General features: G+C 62.2%; 11 protein-coding genes. 9 read left to right on the top strand and 2 right to left on the bottom strand.

All coding sequences use genetic code 11. The features are described from left to right. Positions 1-10 precede the first annotated feature (10 nt). The 4 genes from IE123_RS02590 to IE123_RS02575 all read left to right on the top strand — a co-directional run bounded on the left by IE123_RS02590 (position 11) and on the right by IE123_RS02575 (position 5,874). On the top strand, positions 11-1,858 hold the full coding sequence (locus IE123_RS02590) for an ABC transporter ATP-binding protein (RefSeq protein WP_229819618.1): 1,848 nt from the start codon (positions 11-13) through the stop codon (positions 1,856-1,858). Between the two features lie 139 nt (positions 1,859-1,997). After that, on the top strand, positions 1,998-3,278 hold the full coding sequence (locus IE123_RS02585; RefSeq protein ID WP_189514788.1) for an oligosaccharide MFS transporter: 1,281 nt from the start codon (positions 1,998-2,000) through the stop codon (positions 3,276-3,278). A gap of 34 nt (positions 3,279-3,312) precedes the next feature. Then, positions 3,313-4,326 carry a LacI family DNA-binding transcriptional regulator gene (locus IE123_RS02580; protein WP_189514786.1) on the top strand — a complete coding sequence of 338 codons (1,014 nt, stop codon included), beginning with the start codon at positions 3,313-3,315 and terminating at the stop codon, positions 4,324-4,326. A 60-nt stretch (positions 4,327-4,386) separates the two neighbouring features. Beyond that, a complete protein-coding gene (locus tag IE123_RS02575; RefSeq protein ID WP_229819542.1) occupies positions 4,387-5,874 on the top strand; it encodes a glycoside hydrolase family 32 protein in 1,488 nt (495 codons plus the stop codon). 3 nt (positions 5,875-5,877) lie between these two features. Here IE123_RS02575 and IE123_RS02570 read toward each other — a convergent pair whose 3' ends face one another. Beyond that, a complete protein-coding gene (locus IE123_RS02570) occupies positions 5,878-8,604 on the bottom strand; it encodes a nitrate reductase (RefSeq protein ID WP_189514783.1) in 2,727 nt (908 codons plus the stop codon). Positions 8,605-9,106: 502 nt separating this feature from the next. Here IE123_RS02570 and IE123_RS02565 point away from each other — a divergent pair. The 5 genes from IE123_RS02565 (at position 9,107) to scpC (ending at position 15,923) form a co-directional block, all read left to right on the top strand. Continuing rightward, positions 9,107-10,384: an NAD(P)/FAD-dependent oxidoreductase gene (locus tag IE123_RS02565; protein WP_229819541.1), complete on the top strand. Its 1,278-nt coding sequence runs from the start codon at positions 9,107-9,109 to the stop codon at positions 10,382-10,384. Between the two features lie 2 nt (positions 10,385-10,386). Next, the gene (nirB, locus tag IE123_RS02560; protein WP_189514781.1) at positions 10,387-12,954 is read left to right on the top strand and encodes a nitrite reductase large subunit NirB; all 2,568 of its coding nucleotides are present in this window, start codon (positions 10,387-10,389) and stop codon (positions 12,952-12,954) included. Then, positions 12,954-13,316, top strand: coding sequence for a nitrite reductase small subunit NirD (gene nirD / locus IE123_RS02555; protein ID WP_189514780.1), 363 nt, complete (start codon positions 12,954-12,956; stop codon positions 13,314-13,316). The genes nirB and nirD overlap by 1 nt, the downstream gene beginning before the upstream one ends. 102 nt (positions 13,317-13,418) lie before the next feature. Next, entirely contained in the window at positions 13,419-14,231 is an 813-nt protein-coding gene (locus IE123_RS02550; protein WP_189514778.1) for a formate/nitrite transporter family protein, read from the top strand. A gap of 177 nt (positions 14,232-14,408) precedes the next feature. After that, complete coding sequence (scpC, locus tag IE123_RS02545; protein ID WP_189514776.1) at positions 14,409-15,923, top strand: succinyl-CoA:acetate CoA-transferase ScpC; 1,515 nt, start codon at positions 14,409-14,411, stop codon at positions 15,921-15,923. Positions 15,924-15,949: 26 nt separating this feature from the next. On the opposite strand, the gene otnI is transcribed toward scpC, so the two are convergent. After that, positions 15,950-16,732 carry a 2-oxo-tetronate isomerase gene (gene otnI, locus IE123_RS02540; RefSeq protein WP_189514774.1) on the bottom strand — a complete coding sequence of 261 codons (783 nt, stop codon included), beginning with the start codon at positions 16,730-16,732 and terminating at the stop codon, positions 15,950-15,952. Positions 16,733-16,779: the final 47 nt, after the last annotated feature.

Raw genomic sequence — 16,779 nt, 5'->3', positions numbered from 1 at the left:
GCTTTTGACCATGCAACGCCCCCGCTTCAGACATCGCCTGGCCACCGCGCCGGGCGATGTCATTAGTGTCTTTCGCTATACCCATCGGGCTCTGACGCTGGTCTGGCAAACGTCACGCGTCATGATGCTGGGTCTGGCGCTGGCCACCCTCGTTGCCGGTGTGCTGCCGGCCGTGGTGGCCTGGGTCGGACAACTGATCGTGGATGGCGTGGTAGAAGCGATGGCGGCCTACGACGGTGACCCTGCAACGCTGCCAACAGTGCTCTCGCCGGTCCTGTCACTGGTCGTTGCAGAAGGCGCGCTGATTGCCCTGATGGCGCTGGCCCAGCGGATACTGGATGCACAGCAGTCACTACTGCGCGCGCAACTCGGGCAGAAGGTCAACGTCATGCTGCTCGAGAAGGCAGGTGAGCTGTCACTGTCGCAGTTTGAGGACTCGGAGATCTATGACCAGCTCACCCGCGCGCGGCGCGAAGCCTCGACGCGCCCGCTGTCGCTGGTCACCAGAACCTTTGCGCTGTTGCAAAACGCCATTTCGCTGACAGGTTTCAGCGTACTGCTGGTGCAGTTTTCCCCCTGGGCACTGTTGATCATCGTGATTGGCGCCCTGCCCGTATTTGCCTCCGAGGCCAGATTCTCCGGCGACGCCTTTCGTCTTTTCCGCTGGCGCTCGCCGCAGATGCGCGAACAGCGCTATCTCGAAACCCTGCTGGCACGAGAGGACAGTATCAAGGAGGTCAAGCTCTATGCACTGGAGCCGATTTTTCTGACCCGCTATCGCGCCATTTTCGACACGCTCTACGGTGAAGAGCGCCGCCTGACACTCCGGCGCACGCTGTGGGGTTTTGTGCTGGGGCTGCTGGGCACGCTCACCTTTTATGCCGCCTACGGCTGGGTAGTGTTCGAAACCATTATCGGTGCCCTGACACTGGGCCAGATGACCATGTACCTGCTGGTATTCAAGCAGAGTCAGGGGGCGCTATCGGCAAGCCTTGCTGCGGTCAGCGGCATGATCGATGACAATCTTTATCTTTCCAACCTGTATGAATTTCTCGAGCAGCCCACCGAGCGGGAGACAGGCACATTGACCGAAGGTAAAACGCCCGGCGATGGCCTGCGCTTTGAACACATAAGCTTTGCCTACCCCGGTGGCGAACAGGTCCTCGAGGATATTTCGCTGCATCTGGCACCCGGTCAGAGTCTGGCGCTGGTCGGCGAGAACGGCTCCGGCAAGACGACCCTGATCAAGCTGCTGACCCGTCTCTACCAGCCGAGCCATGGCCGTATCCTGCTGGATGGCAGCGACCTGCGCGACTGGGATACCCGGGTGCTGCGCCAGCGGGTCGGGGTCATTTTTCAGGACTTTGTACGCTATCAGTTTTCCGTAGGCGAGAACCTGGGCGTGGGCGACACCCGCGCCTTCGAGGATGAAAGCCGCTGGCAGCACGCCGCGCGTCGAGGGCTGGCCGATGGCTTCATCGAGCGCCTGCCGTCGGGCTATCACACGCAGCTGGGGCGCTGGTTCAAGAATGGCCAAGAGCTTTCCGGCGGTCAGTGGCAGAAGATCGCGCTCTCAAGAGCCTGGATGCGTGAAGACGCCGATATTCTGGTGCTGGATGAGCCTACCGCCGCGATGGATGCCGCCGCCGAAGCTGCAGTATTCAATCGCTTTCGTGAACACAGCCGTGATCGCACCTCGATTCTCATCTCCCATCGCTTCTCGACCGTAAGAAATGCCGACATGATTGTGGTCATGGATCATGGGCGCATTATCGAGCAGGGCAGCCACGATGCGCTGATGGCCACCCGCGGGCGCTATGCCGAGCTGTTCGAGCTGCAGGCGGCGGGCTATCGCTAGCCTCCCTTCCCGCCCTGCCTGACCCTCCCTGGGCAAAAGTCGTAAAGACAGACCGAAAGCCGCTCCCTAGAGTAGCGTGACAACGTTGTCACAGCCGATGGAAGGCTGATCGTTTTGCTCGCTGCCCGGAGAGACTGGCTTGACACATTTTCTCGGTATTTCACTGACGCGCTCTTATCTTCAGAGCTCCTTTAGTCTGCTGCTCTTTTTTGCCTCCTGGGGCATCTGGTGGTCCTTTTTCCAGATCTGGCTGACCAGCGAGGAGAACGGACTCGGCCTTGGCGGCACCTCGGTGGGCATCGTCTACGCCGCCAACTCGCTGGCAACGCTATTTTTCATGATTTTTTACGGCACCCTGCAGGACCGCCTGGGGGCCCGGCGCCATCTGGCGATTCTGGCCGCCGGCGCCGCCTCGCTGGTGGGGCCGTTCATGATCTGGATCTATCGTCCGCTGCTGGAGAACAGCTTTGCACTGGGCGTGACCGTGGGTGCGATTTTTCTGTCAGCAGGGTTTCTGGCCGCCTTTGCACTGTTTGAGGCGATCGCCGAGCGCATCAGCCGTCGCAGCGGCTTTGAATACGGTCAGGCACGCATGTGGGGCTCGGCAGGCTACGCCGTGGTAGCGCTGCTGGCAGGCTTTCTGTTTACCCTCGATGCGCGCCTGATCTTCTGGATGGGTTCACTGTTCGGCGTGGCGCTGCTTTTGATGCTGATTGTCTGGAAGGCGCCGGTCGAGGCGCAATCGCCCACCGAGCATGAGCAGCAGGTGCCCTCGCTGAGCGACATGCTCGCCGTATTTAAAATCGGCGCGCTGTGGAAGCTGATCATTTTCGTATTCTTCTCCTGGACCTTCTATACCGTCTACGACCAGCAGATGTTCCCCGAGTTTTATACCCGCCTGTTCGACTCTCCCGCGCGCGGCCAGCAGTACTACGGCATGCTCAACTCGGCTCAGGTGTTTCTCGAAGCCGCCATGATGGGTCTGGTACCACTGCTCATGCACCGTATCGGAGTGCGCAATACCATCCTGCTGGGGGCACTGGTGATGTTTCTGCGCATTCTGGGCAGTGCAGTGTTCGAAGACCCCATGCTCATCTCGCTGGTCAAGATGTTTCACGCCATTGAGGTGCCCCTGTTCGTGCTGGCGATCTTTCGCTACTTTACCCTGCACTTCAATCCGGCACTGTCGGCCACGCTCTATCTGGTGGGCTTTCAGATCTCGGCGCAGGGCGGCAACATCGTTTTATCACCGCTTCTGGGCATGCTACGCGACAGCGTCGGATATCAGACCACCTTCTCCATCATCAGCGCGATCGTGTTCATCGCCGGCCTCTATGCGTTTTTCGTGCTTAAAAGAGATAACGAGGATGTCTACGGTGAGCCCTTCGTGAGCGACACTGCGACAGCGCAGCCGGCCTGATGGTGGGAGAGACGCAGAGCGCAGGGACAATATCATGGTGTCGATCAAGGACGTGGCACGCCACGCCGAGACCTCTTTCAAGACCGTCTCGCGGGTCATCAACGGTGACACACGCGTGCGCCCGGCGACCCGCGAGCGGGTCAACGAGGCAATCCAGGCGCTGGGGTATCGGCCTCACAGCGGCGCTCGCATGATGCGCAGCGCCCGGTCCAACATCATCGGCTTTCTCTCCGATCGCGTGACCACCCAGCCCCACTCGGGGGATATCCTGCGCGGCGCCCAGCAGATGGCGGATGCCCATGGCCGTCTGCTGCTGTTGTTCAACATCGATGCCGAGGCCGGTGATGAGCATCGCCGACGCGCCTTTGAGCTTTTGATGGAGCAGCGCGTTGACGGCCTGCTCTACGCCTGTGACTACCATCGTGACGTCGAGCTTCCCCCGGAAATGCAGCAGCTGCCCGCAGTACTGGTCAACGGCTTCAGCACCACCACGGCGCTGCCCGCGCTGGTGCCCGATGAACGCCTCGCCGCGCAGCAGGCCACCCGCCTGCTGCTGGCCGAAGGACATCGCCATATCGCCTTTCTGGCCCCCAATCCTCGCTCGGTGGCCACACCGCTGCGCACAGCGGGTTTTCATGATGCCCTGATCGAGGCCGGCCTCGAGCCGTCATCACAGGCGATCATTACCGCCTGCGTGGGGACCCCGGGTGGCGAGGAGGAATACCGGGTCGAGTCGGCGCTGGCCCAGCTGATGAGTGCGGCCACCCCGCCCACGGCGATTCTCTGCGGTCAGGACCGTATTGCCCTGCAGCTTTATCTGGCACTGGCACGACGCGGGCTAACGCCCGGGCGGGATCTGGCGGTGGTCAGCTTTGATGATCAACAGCCCATTTCAGGGGCGCTGACGCCATCGCTGACCACCATGGCGCTGCCTCATCTCGAGATGGGGCGTCAGGCCATGACGTTGCTGCTCGAGGGCGACCCGCCGCCCGGGACGCTGACCATTCCCTTTTCAACGACGCTGGGGTGCTCGCATCGACGCGTTTGAACGCGCCGTGGCAAGCGAGTGCAGCCACCGGATTTATCAACCCATCGACAGGATGACGACATGAGCGGCTCCGACACCATGGCAGCCCCCAACGAGCGACCGCTGCGTCACTTCACCCCGCCGCAGGGCTGGATGAACGACCCCAACGGCCTGGTCTACCACGACGGCGAGTACCATCTGTTCTATCAGTACCATCCCGACAGCCTGGTCTGGGGGCCAATGCACTGGGGGCACGCGGTCAGCCGCGATCTCTGTGACTGGCAGCACCTGCCGGTGGCGCTGACCCCAGACGATGACGGCATGTGCTTTTCGGGCAGCGCCGTGGTCGACCGCTATGACGTCAGCGGTCTGTTCGACGGCGGCGAGGGCCTGGTGGCCTTCTATACGGCCCATCGCTTTCTTGATGCTGACCAGGAACACTACGAGCAGGAGCAGCATCTCGCCTGGAGCCGGGACGGCGGTCGCAGCTGGCACAAGTATGCCGGCAACCCCATCATCGCAGCGCCGGGGTTTCGCGACTTTCGCGACCCGAAGGTGATCTACCACGAACAAAGCCGCCGGTGGGTCATGGCGCTGGCCTGCGGCCAGCATATCCGCTTCTACGTTTCTGCCAATCTGCTCGACTGGCAGCTGGCGAGCGAGTTCGGCCACGGCCAGGGATGCCACACCGACGGTCCCTGGGAGTGCCCCGATCTGTTCGAGCTGCCCGTTGAAGGCAGCGAGGCATCCGCCAGCCGCTGGGTGCTGATCGTGGGCGTGGGCATCGACCACGAAGGCCCGCAGGACACCATGGGCTCCTTCACCCAGTATTTTATCGGCCACTTCGACGGCGAGTGCTTTCACAACGACTACCCCGACGAGCCGTTGTTGCTGGTGGATCAGGGGCGCGATTTCTACGCCGTACAGAGCTTTTCCAATGTGCCCGACCGCCGACTGGCGATCGCCTGGCTCAACAACTGGCAGTACGCCGGCCACGCGCCCCAGGCGGGATGGCGCGGCGCCATGACCCTGCCCCGCGCGCTGACTCTGGCTGCTACCGACCGGGGCGTGCGTCTGCACCAGCGTTTTGCGACAGAGCTTGAGCACTCGGTCTCACCGCTTGAGGTGGCCCTGTTGGAGGCACCGCTGAAGGAAGGTCAGCATCTGCTGGCCACGCCCGAGGCGGATCTGGTGCGCGGAGAGCTGACGCTGGAACTGGCCGCCGGCAGCAGACTGGCGCTTTCGCTACAGCAGGGCACACAGCAGCAATTGATCCTGCGTGCCGGTGATGACGCCACCGAGGTCACCTATCGGCGCGAGGGATACAGCGGCGTGGCACGCTTTGACCAGCACTTTCCCGGCGAGCGGCGCGCCGGCGAGCTGAATGGCCGGCAGGTGCATATCCAGTGGTGGGTCGATCATGGCAGCGTCGAGATGCTGATCCAGGGTGGGCAGCGCCAGCTTTCCATTACGCTGGCAAGCTTCCTGTCACCACACCGCTACCCCATTAGTCTGGCGGTGCAAAGCGGCAGCGTACAACTGCGCGACTTCCGCCTCGACGCCGGCTGAGTCTCACACCGATACCTGCTCGACCGGCTCATCGCGGTGCTCGGCCTGCGCCGCGATGAGTTTCTTGAGCTCCGGGATACAGGAGCCACACTGGGTCCCGCAGGCCAGCCGCTCCCCCAGCGCCTCGACGCTGTTGCAGCCATTGGCGATGGCGCGCTCGATACTTTTTTGCCCGACCTGGTGACAGCTGCACACCGTCGATCCGGCATCCTCACTGCTGGCTGCCCGGCCGGCCAACAGTCGTCGCCGCTGCGAACTCTCAAGCGTTTCATACGCAAAGCAGTCATCCAGCCAACCGATCTCCCCCAGCATCGGATTAAGCGTGCCGGCAGGCGCCACCGCCAGCCACCAGCGCAGCCGGCCGCCCTGAAGGCAGGCCGCACGAAAATGACCACGCCTGCCATCCTCGCTCCAGAGCGTGGGTGCCTGTCCCAGGGTGTGTTCGCACCACGCCTGCCAGTCAAACGACGTTTCGCCTGCCATCTGCCAGCGCTGACAGTGCACCTGCGGGATACGCGCCCACCAGTCGCTCTCCTCCAGCGGCGCCGGTGCGTCACGGCCCAGCAACAGACAGGCCTCCCACTGCGCGGTGATCGGTGACATCGCCACGCGCCCCTGCTTGGACTCGGGCTGCCCGGACACCGGGTCACACACGGCCTTTATCAGCGCGGACGCCCGCGCCTGATGGGCAAACTGATTGTTCCAGTGGATGGGGATAAAAAGCTCGCCAGGGCGCTGAGCAGTAGTGACCCGCACGCGACCAAAATATTCCCCCAGTGCATTGTGCAGCCGGGCCACCTGCCCATCGGTCACGCCGGCAGCGCGCGCCGTGGCCGGGTGCACCTCGATAAAGGGCTCGCTGCGGTGATGCATCAGACGCGATGCCCGCGCAGTACGGGTCATGGTGTGCCACTGATCGCGAATACGCCCGGTATTGAGCATCAGTCTCGCTTCATGACTCGGTTGCTGAATCGCGGGACTGGAGGTGACCGCGATCAGCCTTGCCCGGCCATTGGGCGTCATGAAGCGAGCATTATTGAAAAGCCGCGCCGTACCGTGCGGCGCCCCGGCATTGACCGGCCACTGGATTGGCGCCAGCGCGTCATACGCGTTGCGATCCAACCCGGCGAGCCCCGAGATATCAAACAGGCGATAGCCGTTCTCCGGGGTGGCCTGCGGATCATTTTCAAACCCCGAGAGGCGAGCGTGTTCATCAAAGATCTCGTGCACGCCGCGATAATTGAAAGCCTCGCCAAAGCCCATGCGACGGGCCACCTCGCAGAGGATCCACCAGTCGTGGCGCGCTTCGCCAGGCGGCGGCAATATTCCGCGCTGGCGCGAGATACGCCGCTCGGAGTTGGTCACGGTGCCGTCCTTTTCGGCCCAGCCGCTGGCCGGCAGCACGATATCGGCATACTCAAGCGTGTCGTTGCGCGCCACGCCATCGGAGACGATCACCAGCGGGCACCGTTTAATGGCAGCACGTACCCGGTTGGCATCCGGCAGGCTAACCAGCGGATTGGTGGCCATGATCCATAGCGCCTGGATCTCGCCGCGCTCGATGGCTTCAATCAGCGCCAGCGCCTTGTGACCGGGTCCATCGGGTAGCGTCGGCACAAGGCCTGGCGTGGTCCAGAAGCGTGTGACCCGATCCAGCGCGCCAGGGGTGTGGTAATCCATGTGTGCCGCCAGTTGATTGGCCAGCCCGCCGACTTCGCGCCCGCCCATGGCGTTGGGCTGGCCGGTAATCGAAAAGGGACCGGCGCCCGGCAGGCCGATACTGCCTCCGGCCAGATGGCAGTTGATGATCGCATTGACCCGATCGGTGCCGCTGCTCGACTGGTTGATACCCTGCGAATAAAGCGTCACCACATGCAGCCGAGTGGCAAACCAGTAGTAGAAGGTCTCCAGCCGCTCGGCATCAACGCCGCACCGCTCAGCGACAGCCTCGATGTCCGGTACCTCCTGCTGTGCCGCGGCCAGCGCCTCATCGAAGCCTTCGGCATGGTGCTGGATAAAGTTACGGTCGAGCCTTCCCTTGTCAGCCATATAGCTCAAAAGGCCGTTAAAGAGCGCGATATCACTGCCCGGCGCAATCTGCAGATAGAGATCGGCCAGTTCGCAGGTATCGGTGACCCGCGGGTCGATCACCACGATCTGCATCAGGGGGTTACGGCGTTTGGCGGCGCGCAGGCGCTGATAGAGCACCGGATGGTTCCAGGCCAGATTGCTGCCGGTCAGCACCACCAGCTCCGCCTCTTCAAGGTCCTCATAGCAGCAGGGTACGGCGTCTGCACCCAGGGCACGCTTGTAGCCTGCCACCGCTGAGGCCATGCATAGCCGCGAATTGGTATCCACGTGCGGCGTACCGACAAAGCCCTTGAAGAACTTGTTGGCAATGTAATAGTCCTCGGTCAGCAGTTGCCCCGAGAGATAGCCCGCAATGGCACCACCGCCATGACGCTTTCGAATGCCCGCCAGGCGTGAGGCGACTTCTGACAGCGCCGTCTCCCAGCTGACATCGCAGCCATCGATTCGAGGATGCATCAGACGCCCCTCGTGCCCCAGCGTTTGTGCCAGCGCCGAGCCCTTGACACAGAGCCGGCCCTCGTTGGCCGGATGCGTGCTGTCGCCCGACACGCCCGCGAGCGTGTCGCAGCGCCTTGGATCATGTTGCGCCACAACGCCGCAGCCAACCCCGCAGTAGGGACAGGTGGTCTTCGTTTCCATCAGGCTCTCCTCCACGACAGGCGACGCCCCTCTCTACCTAGGCACGTCTGTCAACCCTTCCATGCCACGCCTGTCATCGACATTGGTCTACATCAATGCGGAAAAATCTGACATCCGTCAAAAAAGGGCGTGACCGCTGTTGATAGCCTGAATGAGCAATATTCGGGCCATGAGGCATGGTTTTGCCGTAACAGCAGGACGCTGACGCCGACTGGCTCTGACGCTTCGGTGTCTGGTGCACCAAAAGATGGCTTTCCGGAGACGGCGCTGCACTGTGATGACGCCTCGATGTCGCCCTGGTGATGAGCTCGCAGCCGACTCATGCCTTCCTGTGACGCACGTGATGGCGAAAAGGATTGAAATTAAAGGGCTCTCCCGCTTCTGGCACGGCGTTCGCTTTTTGATGGCAGCCAGCATGGTCGACGCGACAGACCATACGACTCGCCTTGCGGAAGAGGCACCACCTGCACCATCGACAATCCATCACGCCGGGAGGTCGACCATGACAACTGCGACCATGAACACTGACAATGCCATCGCACAGGCCACACCCCAGGAGCGTGTGCTCATTATTGGCAACGGCATGGCTACCCAGCGCCTGCTGGAGCAGCTTGTCAGCCGGGACGAGCGACCGCAGGACATTCATGTGTTCGGTGATGAAAGCACCCCGGCCTACAACCGCATCCTGCTTTCCTCGCTGCTGGCCGGCGAAGTTGATGAGGCGGCGATTCGCCTGCACGGCTGCGACTGGTTCGAGACCCACAACATTACGCTGCACTGCGACCGGCGCATTCACGCCATTGACCGGGCAACGCAGCAGATCATCGATGATCAGGACACGCGTCATGGCTATGACCGCCTGATCATCGCCACCGGCTCGCGTGCACGGCTGTTTGATCTACCCGGCGCTGAACTTCGAGGCATCCATGGCTTTCGCACCACCGAGGATGTGGCCGCGCTGATGGCAGCCGAAGATTACACACGCCGCGCCGTGGTGATCGGCGGCGGGCTGCTGGGGCTCGAGGCGGCCGAGGGGCTTCGAAAGCGCGGCCTTGAGGTCACCGTGGTGCATCGCGCCGCGCACCTGATGAACCGCCAGCTCGATGCCCGGGCCGCTGGGCTTTTGGCCGAGGCGCTTGAACAGCGCGGCCTGACGCTGCGGCTGGGGCGCTGCCCTGTCGCTTATGACAGCGCTGATGGCACCCATGTCGCCGGCGTGACGCTGGACGACGGCGAGCACCTTGCCGCTGGGCTGGTCGTGGTCGCCGCCGGCATCGTGCCCAACGCGGAACTCGGGTTTGAGGCGGGGCTCGCCGGGGATCGGGCGATCCGCGTGGACGACACCCTGACCACCAGTGATGAGCGCATCATGGCGCTGGGGGAATGCTGCGAGTTCGAGCGCACTACCTTTGGCCTGGTCGATCCCATCTGGGCGCAGGTGGAAGTGCTGGCCGATCGGCTCTGCGGCGGTGATCGGCACTACGCTCTGACACCCAGCGCGACCCGGCTCAAGGTCAGCGGCATCGAGCTTTACGCCTTCGGCGCGCTGACCCCCGAACCCGGTGACGAGGTGCTGCAATACCTCGACGCCGATCATGGCGACTACCGCCGCCTGATTCTGCGCAACAACCGACTTGTCGGCGCCGTGCTTTACGGCGATACCCGCGATGGCCCCTGGTATTTTCGCCAGAGCCTGGATCAAAACGATCTCACGCCCTGTCGCGACACCGTGCTTTTTGGCGCCATGGATGCCATCCAACAGCTTGAGGAGGCTGCCTGATCATGCAGGATTCGACGATCCAACCCGAAAAGAAACAGCTCGTCATCATCGGCAACGGCATGGTGGGCCACCACTGCGTCGAACAGCTGATCGAGCGTGGCGCCACACGGCACTATCAGATTCATGTCTTCGGGGACGAGCGCCACCGCGCCTATGACCGTGTGCATCTGTCGGAGTATTTCTCCGGCAAGGATGCCGACGCGCTTGCCCTCGGCGAAGCCAACCTGCACGCCACGCATGGCGTCTCGCTGCATCTGGGCGTGCCGGTCACCGGCATCGATCGCGACAAAGGCGACATCATCACCCCCGAGGGGCGCCTGCCCTACGACAGCCTGATCATCGCGACCGGCTCATACCCCTTCGTGCCACCGATTCCGGGTCCGAGCGAGAACGAACACCCGCAGGCGCGGCTGGTCTATCGTACCCTGGACGATCTTGACGCCATCCGTGAGCACGCCGTGAATGCCCGCCGCGGCGTGGTGATCGGTGGCGGCCTGCTGGGGCTTGAAGCGGCCAACGCGCTCAAGTCTCTCGGCCTTGAAGCCCACGTGGTGGAGTTCGCACCGCGCCTGATGCCGGTCCAGCTGGATGATCAGGGCGGTACGGCCCTTCGCGAACGCATCGAGGCACTCGGTGTTGGCGTGCATACCGGACGGGCGACCAAAGAGATCGTCGCTACACCTGATAATGACTACGCCTATCGCATGAACTTCCAGAATGGTGAGTTTCTCGATACCGATCTGGTGCTTTTTTCCGCCGGCATCCGGCCACAGGATCAGCTTGCCCGCGACTGCGGACTGGAGGTCGGCGAGCGCGGTGGCATCGTGATCGATGACACCTGCCACACCTCTGATCCGGAGATTCTTGCCATCGGCGAGTGCGCGCTGTGGAACGGGCAGACCTTTGGTCTGGTGGCGCCGGGCTACACCATGGCGCGCACCGTGGCGGGCTGTCTGACCGATGTCTGCGAGCCCTTCAGCGGCGCGGACATGTCGACCAAACTCAAGCTGCTGGGCGTGGATGTCGGCTCGATCGGAGATGCCTTCGCTACCACCGAAGGGGCGAAAAGCTATCGCTGGATCGATGAGGCCGGCAGCGGCTACCGTCGGCTGGTGGTCTCAAGCGATGGTAAAAAGGCGCTGGGCGCGATCCTGGTGGGTGACAACAGCTACTACGACACGCTGTTGCAGTACGTCCAGAACGGTATCCCCCTGCCCGACAACCCCGCCGTGCTGATTCTGCCGCAAGGCGAAGGCGGCGCCCCAACGCTGGGCGCTGACGCCCTGCCCGATACCGCCATGGTCTGCTCGTGTCACAACGTTACCAAGGGCGCGATCTGCCGGGCCATTGATGAGGGCTGCGCCGATATCGCCGCCCTCAAGATCGAGACAAAGGCCAGCACCGGCTGTGGTGGCTGCGCCGGACTGCTCAAGCAGGTGTTCGAGCACGAGCTCGAGTCCCGCGGCATGGAAGTGGATAAAAGCCTCTGCGAGCACTTTCACTACACCCGCCAGGAGCTCTACGCCATGGTGCGCGTTGAAGGCCTCCATTCCTTTGACGAGCTGCTGGAGAAGCACGGCCACGGGCTGGGGTGTGATATCTGCAAGCCGACCATCGGCTCGATTCTCGCCACCTGCTGGAACCAGCCGATCATGGATCCGCAGAACGTGGCCCTGCAGGACACCAACGACACCTTCATGGCCAACATGCAGAAAAACGGCACCTACTCGGTCATGCCCAGGGTCGCCGGTGGCGAGATCACCCCCGACAAGCTGGTCGCGCTGGGCCAGGTGGCCAAAAAATATGACCTCTACACCAAGATTACCGGCGGTCAGCGCATTGATCTCTTCGGCGCCGAGCTGCATGAGCTGCCGGATATCTGGGAAGAACTGATCAATGCCGGCTTTGAAACCGGCCACGCCTACGGCAAGTCCCTGCGTACGGTGAAGTCCTGCGTGGGCAATACCTGGTGTCGCTACGGCGTGCAGGACAGTGTCGCCATGGCGCTGGAACTGGAGCATCGCTACAAGGGCCTGCGCACCCCGCACAAGGTCAAGATGGGGGTGTCGGGCTGTACGCGTGAGTGCGCCGAAGCCCAGGGCAAGGATATCGGCGTGATCGCCACCGAGGCCGGCTGGAACCTGTACGTCTGCGGCAACGGCGGCATGCGTCCGCGTCATGCCGAGCTTTTTGCCACCGATATCGACAGCGACACGCTGATTCGCTACATCGATCGTTTCCTGATGTTCTACGTGCGCACCGCCGACAAGCTCCAGCGCACCTCGGTCTGGCGGGAAAGCCTGGAAGGCGGGCTCGACTTTCTGAAGGAGGTGATCATCGACGACAGCCTGGGGCTGGGGGAGGAGCTCGAGCGCCAGATGCAGCACGTGGTCTCGACCTACGAGTGTGAGTGGGCCAACGCGCTGAAGGACCCGGAAAAGCTCAAGCGCTTTCGTACGTTTGTGAACAACCGTTGTGGCGACCCGGATATCGTCAATGTCACCGAGCGCGATCAGCCCCGCCCTGCCCGTGACAATGAAATTCAGTCCCTTGCCGTGGAGATCCGCTGATGAGCACTGCAACTGCTGTTAAAAACGCGACACAGGTCCTGTGTGGTGTCCGCGACCTGGTCGACTACTCGGGTGTGGTCGCCCTGCACGAAGGCCGCCAGATTGCCCTTTTTTATCTGCCCCATGGGCGCGACCGCCACAGCGCTCCGGAAGTGTTCGGCATCGACAATCATGATCCCTTCTCGAAGGCCAACGTGATCGGTCGCGGCATCATCGGCGACAAGAACGGCGAACTGGTGGTCGCCTCCCCTCTCTACAAGCAGCACTTCCGGCTTGCCGATGGCGTCTGTCTGGAAGACGACCAGGTGCGCCTTGACACCTTTGAGGTACGACTCGAGGCCGATCGCGTCGTCATTGCTTGAGACCGCAACGCTCTTTTCGGCGTGCCTGACCCCGCAGCGCCTGCGGGGTCAGGCACGCCAGTACCCGACACATGGCATAACAACACCACCCGAGGCCATACCATGTCCTATCTGACCCCTGCGGAGTTCGCCACCAAAATGGTGGATTCCGGCGCGTCAAAGATTTCGATGTCCACCCGCGACACGCTGATTCGCGCCTTCATGGCAGGCGCCATCCTGTCGCTGGCTGCGGCCTTTGCCGTCACCATTACGGTACAGACCGGTCAGCCGCTGGTCGGCGCGATGCTCTTTCCGGTCGGCTTTGTCATGCTCTATCTGATGGGCTTTGATCTGCTGACCGGCGTGTTCATGCTCACCCCGCTGGCACTGCTGGACCGCCGCCCCGGCGTCACGCCCAGAGGCATTCTGCGCAACTGGGGCTGGGTCTTTCTGGGCAATCTTGGCGGCGCATTGACGGTCGCCTTCATGATGGCCTTTATCCTCACCTACGGATTTTCCATTGCCCCGGGCGACATTGGCGACCGGATTGCCAGCATCGGCAAGGCGCGCACCCTGGGCTACGCCGAACACGGGCTGGCCGGCTGGATCACCATTTTCATGCGCGGCATGCTGTGCAACTGGATGGTGTCGATGGGCGTGGTGGGCGCGATGATCTCCACCTCGGTCAGCGGCAAGGTGATCGCCATGTGGATGCCGATCATGCTCTTTTTCTACATGGGCTTTGAGCATTCGATCGTCAACATGTTTCTCTTTCCCTCGGCGCTGATCATGGGCGGTGATTTTTCGATATGGGACTACATGTGGTGGAACGAGATCCCCACCGTGCTGGGCAATCTGGCCGGTGGACTGGCCTTCACGGGACTGACGCTCTACACCACCCATGTCAGAACCGGCCCCAAAAGAGAGATGCTGTAAGCCACATACGGCTTGCCAGGCCCCCTGCGGGGGCCTTTTTTATGCCACACGCCTGCTTTTTGACCTGCGACACATATCCTTTCTCCTTGAGCGTTTAGTGTGTGATATCAGAGCTGTACATTGAATGGATGCGCGAGCAGCGCCATTGATCGCAATGACCTGAAAGGGAGTGCCTGCATGAAAGCAACCGCCAGCGAACGCTGTCAGTTGAAGGGATGGGAATCACGCCTCATGAGCGCCGATGAGGCCGCTGAACTGATTCAGGATGGCATGATTGTCGGCATGAGCGGCTTTACCCGCGCCGGGGAAGCCAAGGACGTGCCGCTGGCACTGGCACGCCGGGCGCAAAAGGAGCCGTTGAAAATCAGCCTGATGACCGGGGCATCATTGGGCAACGATATCGACCGGCACTTGACCGAAGCCGGCGTACTGGCCCGCCGCATGCCCTTTCAGGTCGATGCCACCCTTCGCGGGGCCATCAACCGCGGCGAAGTGATGTTTATTGATCAGCATCTCTCCGAGACGGTCGAGCAGCTGCGCAACAAGCAGCTGGGCCATATCGATGTGGCCGTGATCGAGGCCTGTGCGATTACCGAGGATGGCGGCATCGTGCCTACCGCGTCAGTCGGCAACTCGGCAAGCTTTGCGATACTCGCCGACAAGGTGATCGTGGAGCTCAATCTCTCCACACCCGAGGCGCTGATCGGCCTGCATGATATCTACATTCCCCAGATGCGCCCGGCCCGCCAGCCCATTCCGGTGGTGGATGCCAGCACCCGCATCGGCGTGGATCACATTGCCATCGATCCGGCCAAAATTGCTGCCATCGTCCTGACCGAGGGGCAGGACAGCCCCTCCACCGTGGGCATTCCCAACGAGGACACCCAGCGCATTGCCCGGCATCTGATCGACTTTTTCACACATGAAGTGGAAGTGGGTCGCCTGCCGCCCTCACTGATGCCGCTGCAGGCCGGTATCGGCACCATGGCCAATGCCGTGCTCAATGGTCTGATGGAGGGGCCGTTTGAAGATCTCACCATGTACTCGGAGGTGCTTCAGGACAGCACCTTCAACCTGCTCGACAGCGGCAAGATGACCTTTGCCTCGGGCAGCTCGATCACACTGTCCGAGGAGTGCGGGGAGCGTGTATGGCCGCGGCTGGCCGACTATCGCGACCGTATCGTGCTGCGCCCGCAGGAGATGTCGAACCATCCCGGCATCGTGCGGCGCCTGGGCATCATTGCCATCAATACCGCCCTTGAGGCCGACATCTACGGCAACGTCAACTCGACCCACGTCAACGCCACTAGGATGATGAACGGCATTGGCGGATCAGGAGATTTTGCCCGCAATGGCCATCTGTCGATCTTTATCACCAAGTCAACGGCCAAAAACGGCGCGCTTTCAAGTGTTGTGCCCTTTGCAAGCCACGTGGATCACAACGAGCATGACGTCGACATTCTGGTGACCGAGCATGGCCTGGCCGACCTGCGCGGGCTGGCGCCGCGCGAACGCGCCAGGATCATCATCGAACAGTGCGCCGACCCGCTCTACCGCACGGCACTGCGGGATTATTTTGATGAGGCGTGCCAGCGCGGCGGCCATACGCCGCACTGTCTGGAAAAGGCGCTGGCCTGGCATATTGCCGCCGAAAAGGAGGGTTCGATGCTCAGTCTGACCGGGAGCGCCTGAGCCCCTGGTCTACCAACCCCCTGGCATCAACCCCGACGCCAGGACGCAAACCACCCAAGCCCCGCGGCCGTATCGCTGCGGGGTTTGTACTCACAGCCCAGCCAGCCCTCAAAGCCTGCGCGGTCGAGCTGCTCGAACAGCCAGGCGTAATTGACCTCGCCGGTATCGGGTTCGTGACGCTCGGGCACGCCGGCAATCTGGATATGGCCGACGCCTTCGCGGTACTCCTCAAAGGTTTTCCAGATGTCTCCCTCCATGATCTGGGTGTGATAGAAGTCCATCTGCACCTGCACGTTGGGCTCACCCAGCGTCTCAATGATCTCGTGCGCCTCATGCTGATAATTGAGGAAGTAGCCGGGCATGTCGCGGCTATTGATCGGCTCGAGCAGCAGCGTAATCCCCTCTTCCTGAAGTCGTCGGGCAGCGAAGCGAATGTTGTCCAGGTAGGTGTCCTGCATGGTCTGAATATCGGCGCCTTCGCCGGCCACACCGGCCATGGCGTGCACCCGGGGGCAGTTCAGCGCGCGGGCGTAACGGATCGCCGTCTCGACGCTGTCACGAAACTCGCGCTCGCGTCCGGGCAGCGCGGCAAGACCGCGCTCACCCGCCTCCCAGTCGCCTGCCGGCAGGTTAAAAAGCACCTGCTTGAGATCATGCCGCTTGAGCTCACGGGCGACTTCCTCGGTGTCAAAGGCGTAGGGAAAAAGATATTCCACCGCCTCAAAACCCTGCCCTGCGGCCTGTTCAAAGCGCTGCATGAAGGGGACTTCGTTGAACATCATGGTGAGGTTGGCAGCAAATCGCGGCATGCGGGCTCCTTGAAGAGAAATGGACAACAGACGTCATGCCCCGGCGC

The sequence above is a fragment of the Kushneria pakistanensis genome, assembly GCF_014652795.1.
GTDB lineage: Bacteria > Pseudomonadota > Gammaproteobacteria > Pseudomonadales > Halomonadaceae > Kushneria > Kushneria pakistanensis.
Note: the sequence above shows the minus strand (reverse complement) of the source record. Positions and strands in the feature narration are given on the sequence as shown.

What these genes read in the sequence shown, in the direction of transcription:
- IE123_RS02590 (WP_229819618.1), top strand. Translation starts at nt 11, where the DNA reads ATGCAACGCCCCCGCTTCAGACATCGCCTGGCCACCGCGCCGGGCGAT.
- IE123_RS02580 (WP_189514786.1), top strand. Translation starts at nt 3,313, where the DNA reads ATGGTGTCGATCAAGGACGTGGCACGCCACGCCGAGACCTCTTTCAAG.
- IE123_RS02575 (WP_229819542.1), top strand. Translation starts at nt 4,387, where the DNA reads ATGAGCGGCTCCGACACCATGGCAGCCCCCAACGAGCGACCGCTGCGT.
- IE123_RS02570 (WP_189514783.1), bottom strand. Translation starts at nt 8,604, where the DNA reads ATGGAAACGAAGACCACCTGTCCCTACTGCGGGGTTGGCTGCGGCGTT.
- IE123_RS02565 (WP_229819541.1), top strand. Translation starts at nt 9,107, where the DNA reads ATGACAACTGCGACCATGAACACTGACAATGCCATCGCACAGGCCACA.
- nirB (WP_189514781.1), top strand. Translation starts at nt 10,387, where the DNA reads ATGCAGGATTCGACGATCCAACCCGAAAAGAAACAGCTCGTCATCATC.
- nirD (WP_189514780.1), top strand. Translation starts at nt 12,954, where the DNA reads ATGAGCACTGCAACTGCTGTTAAAAACGCGACACAGGTCCTGTGTGGT.
- IE123_RS02550 (WP_189514778.1), top strand. Translation starts at nt 13,419, where the DNA reads ATGTCCTATCTGACCCCTGCGGAGTTCGCCACCAAAATGGTGGATTCC.
- scpC (WP_189514776.1), top strand. Translation starts at nt 14,409, where the DNA reads ATGAAAGCAACCGCCAGCGAACGCTGTCAGTTGAAGGGATGGGAATCA.
- otnI (WP_189514774.1), bottom strand. Translation starts at nt 16,732, where the DNA reads ATGCCGCGATTTGCTGCCAACCTCACCATGATGTTCAACGAAGTCCCC.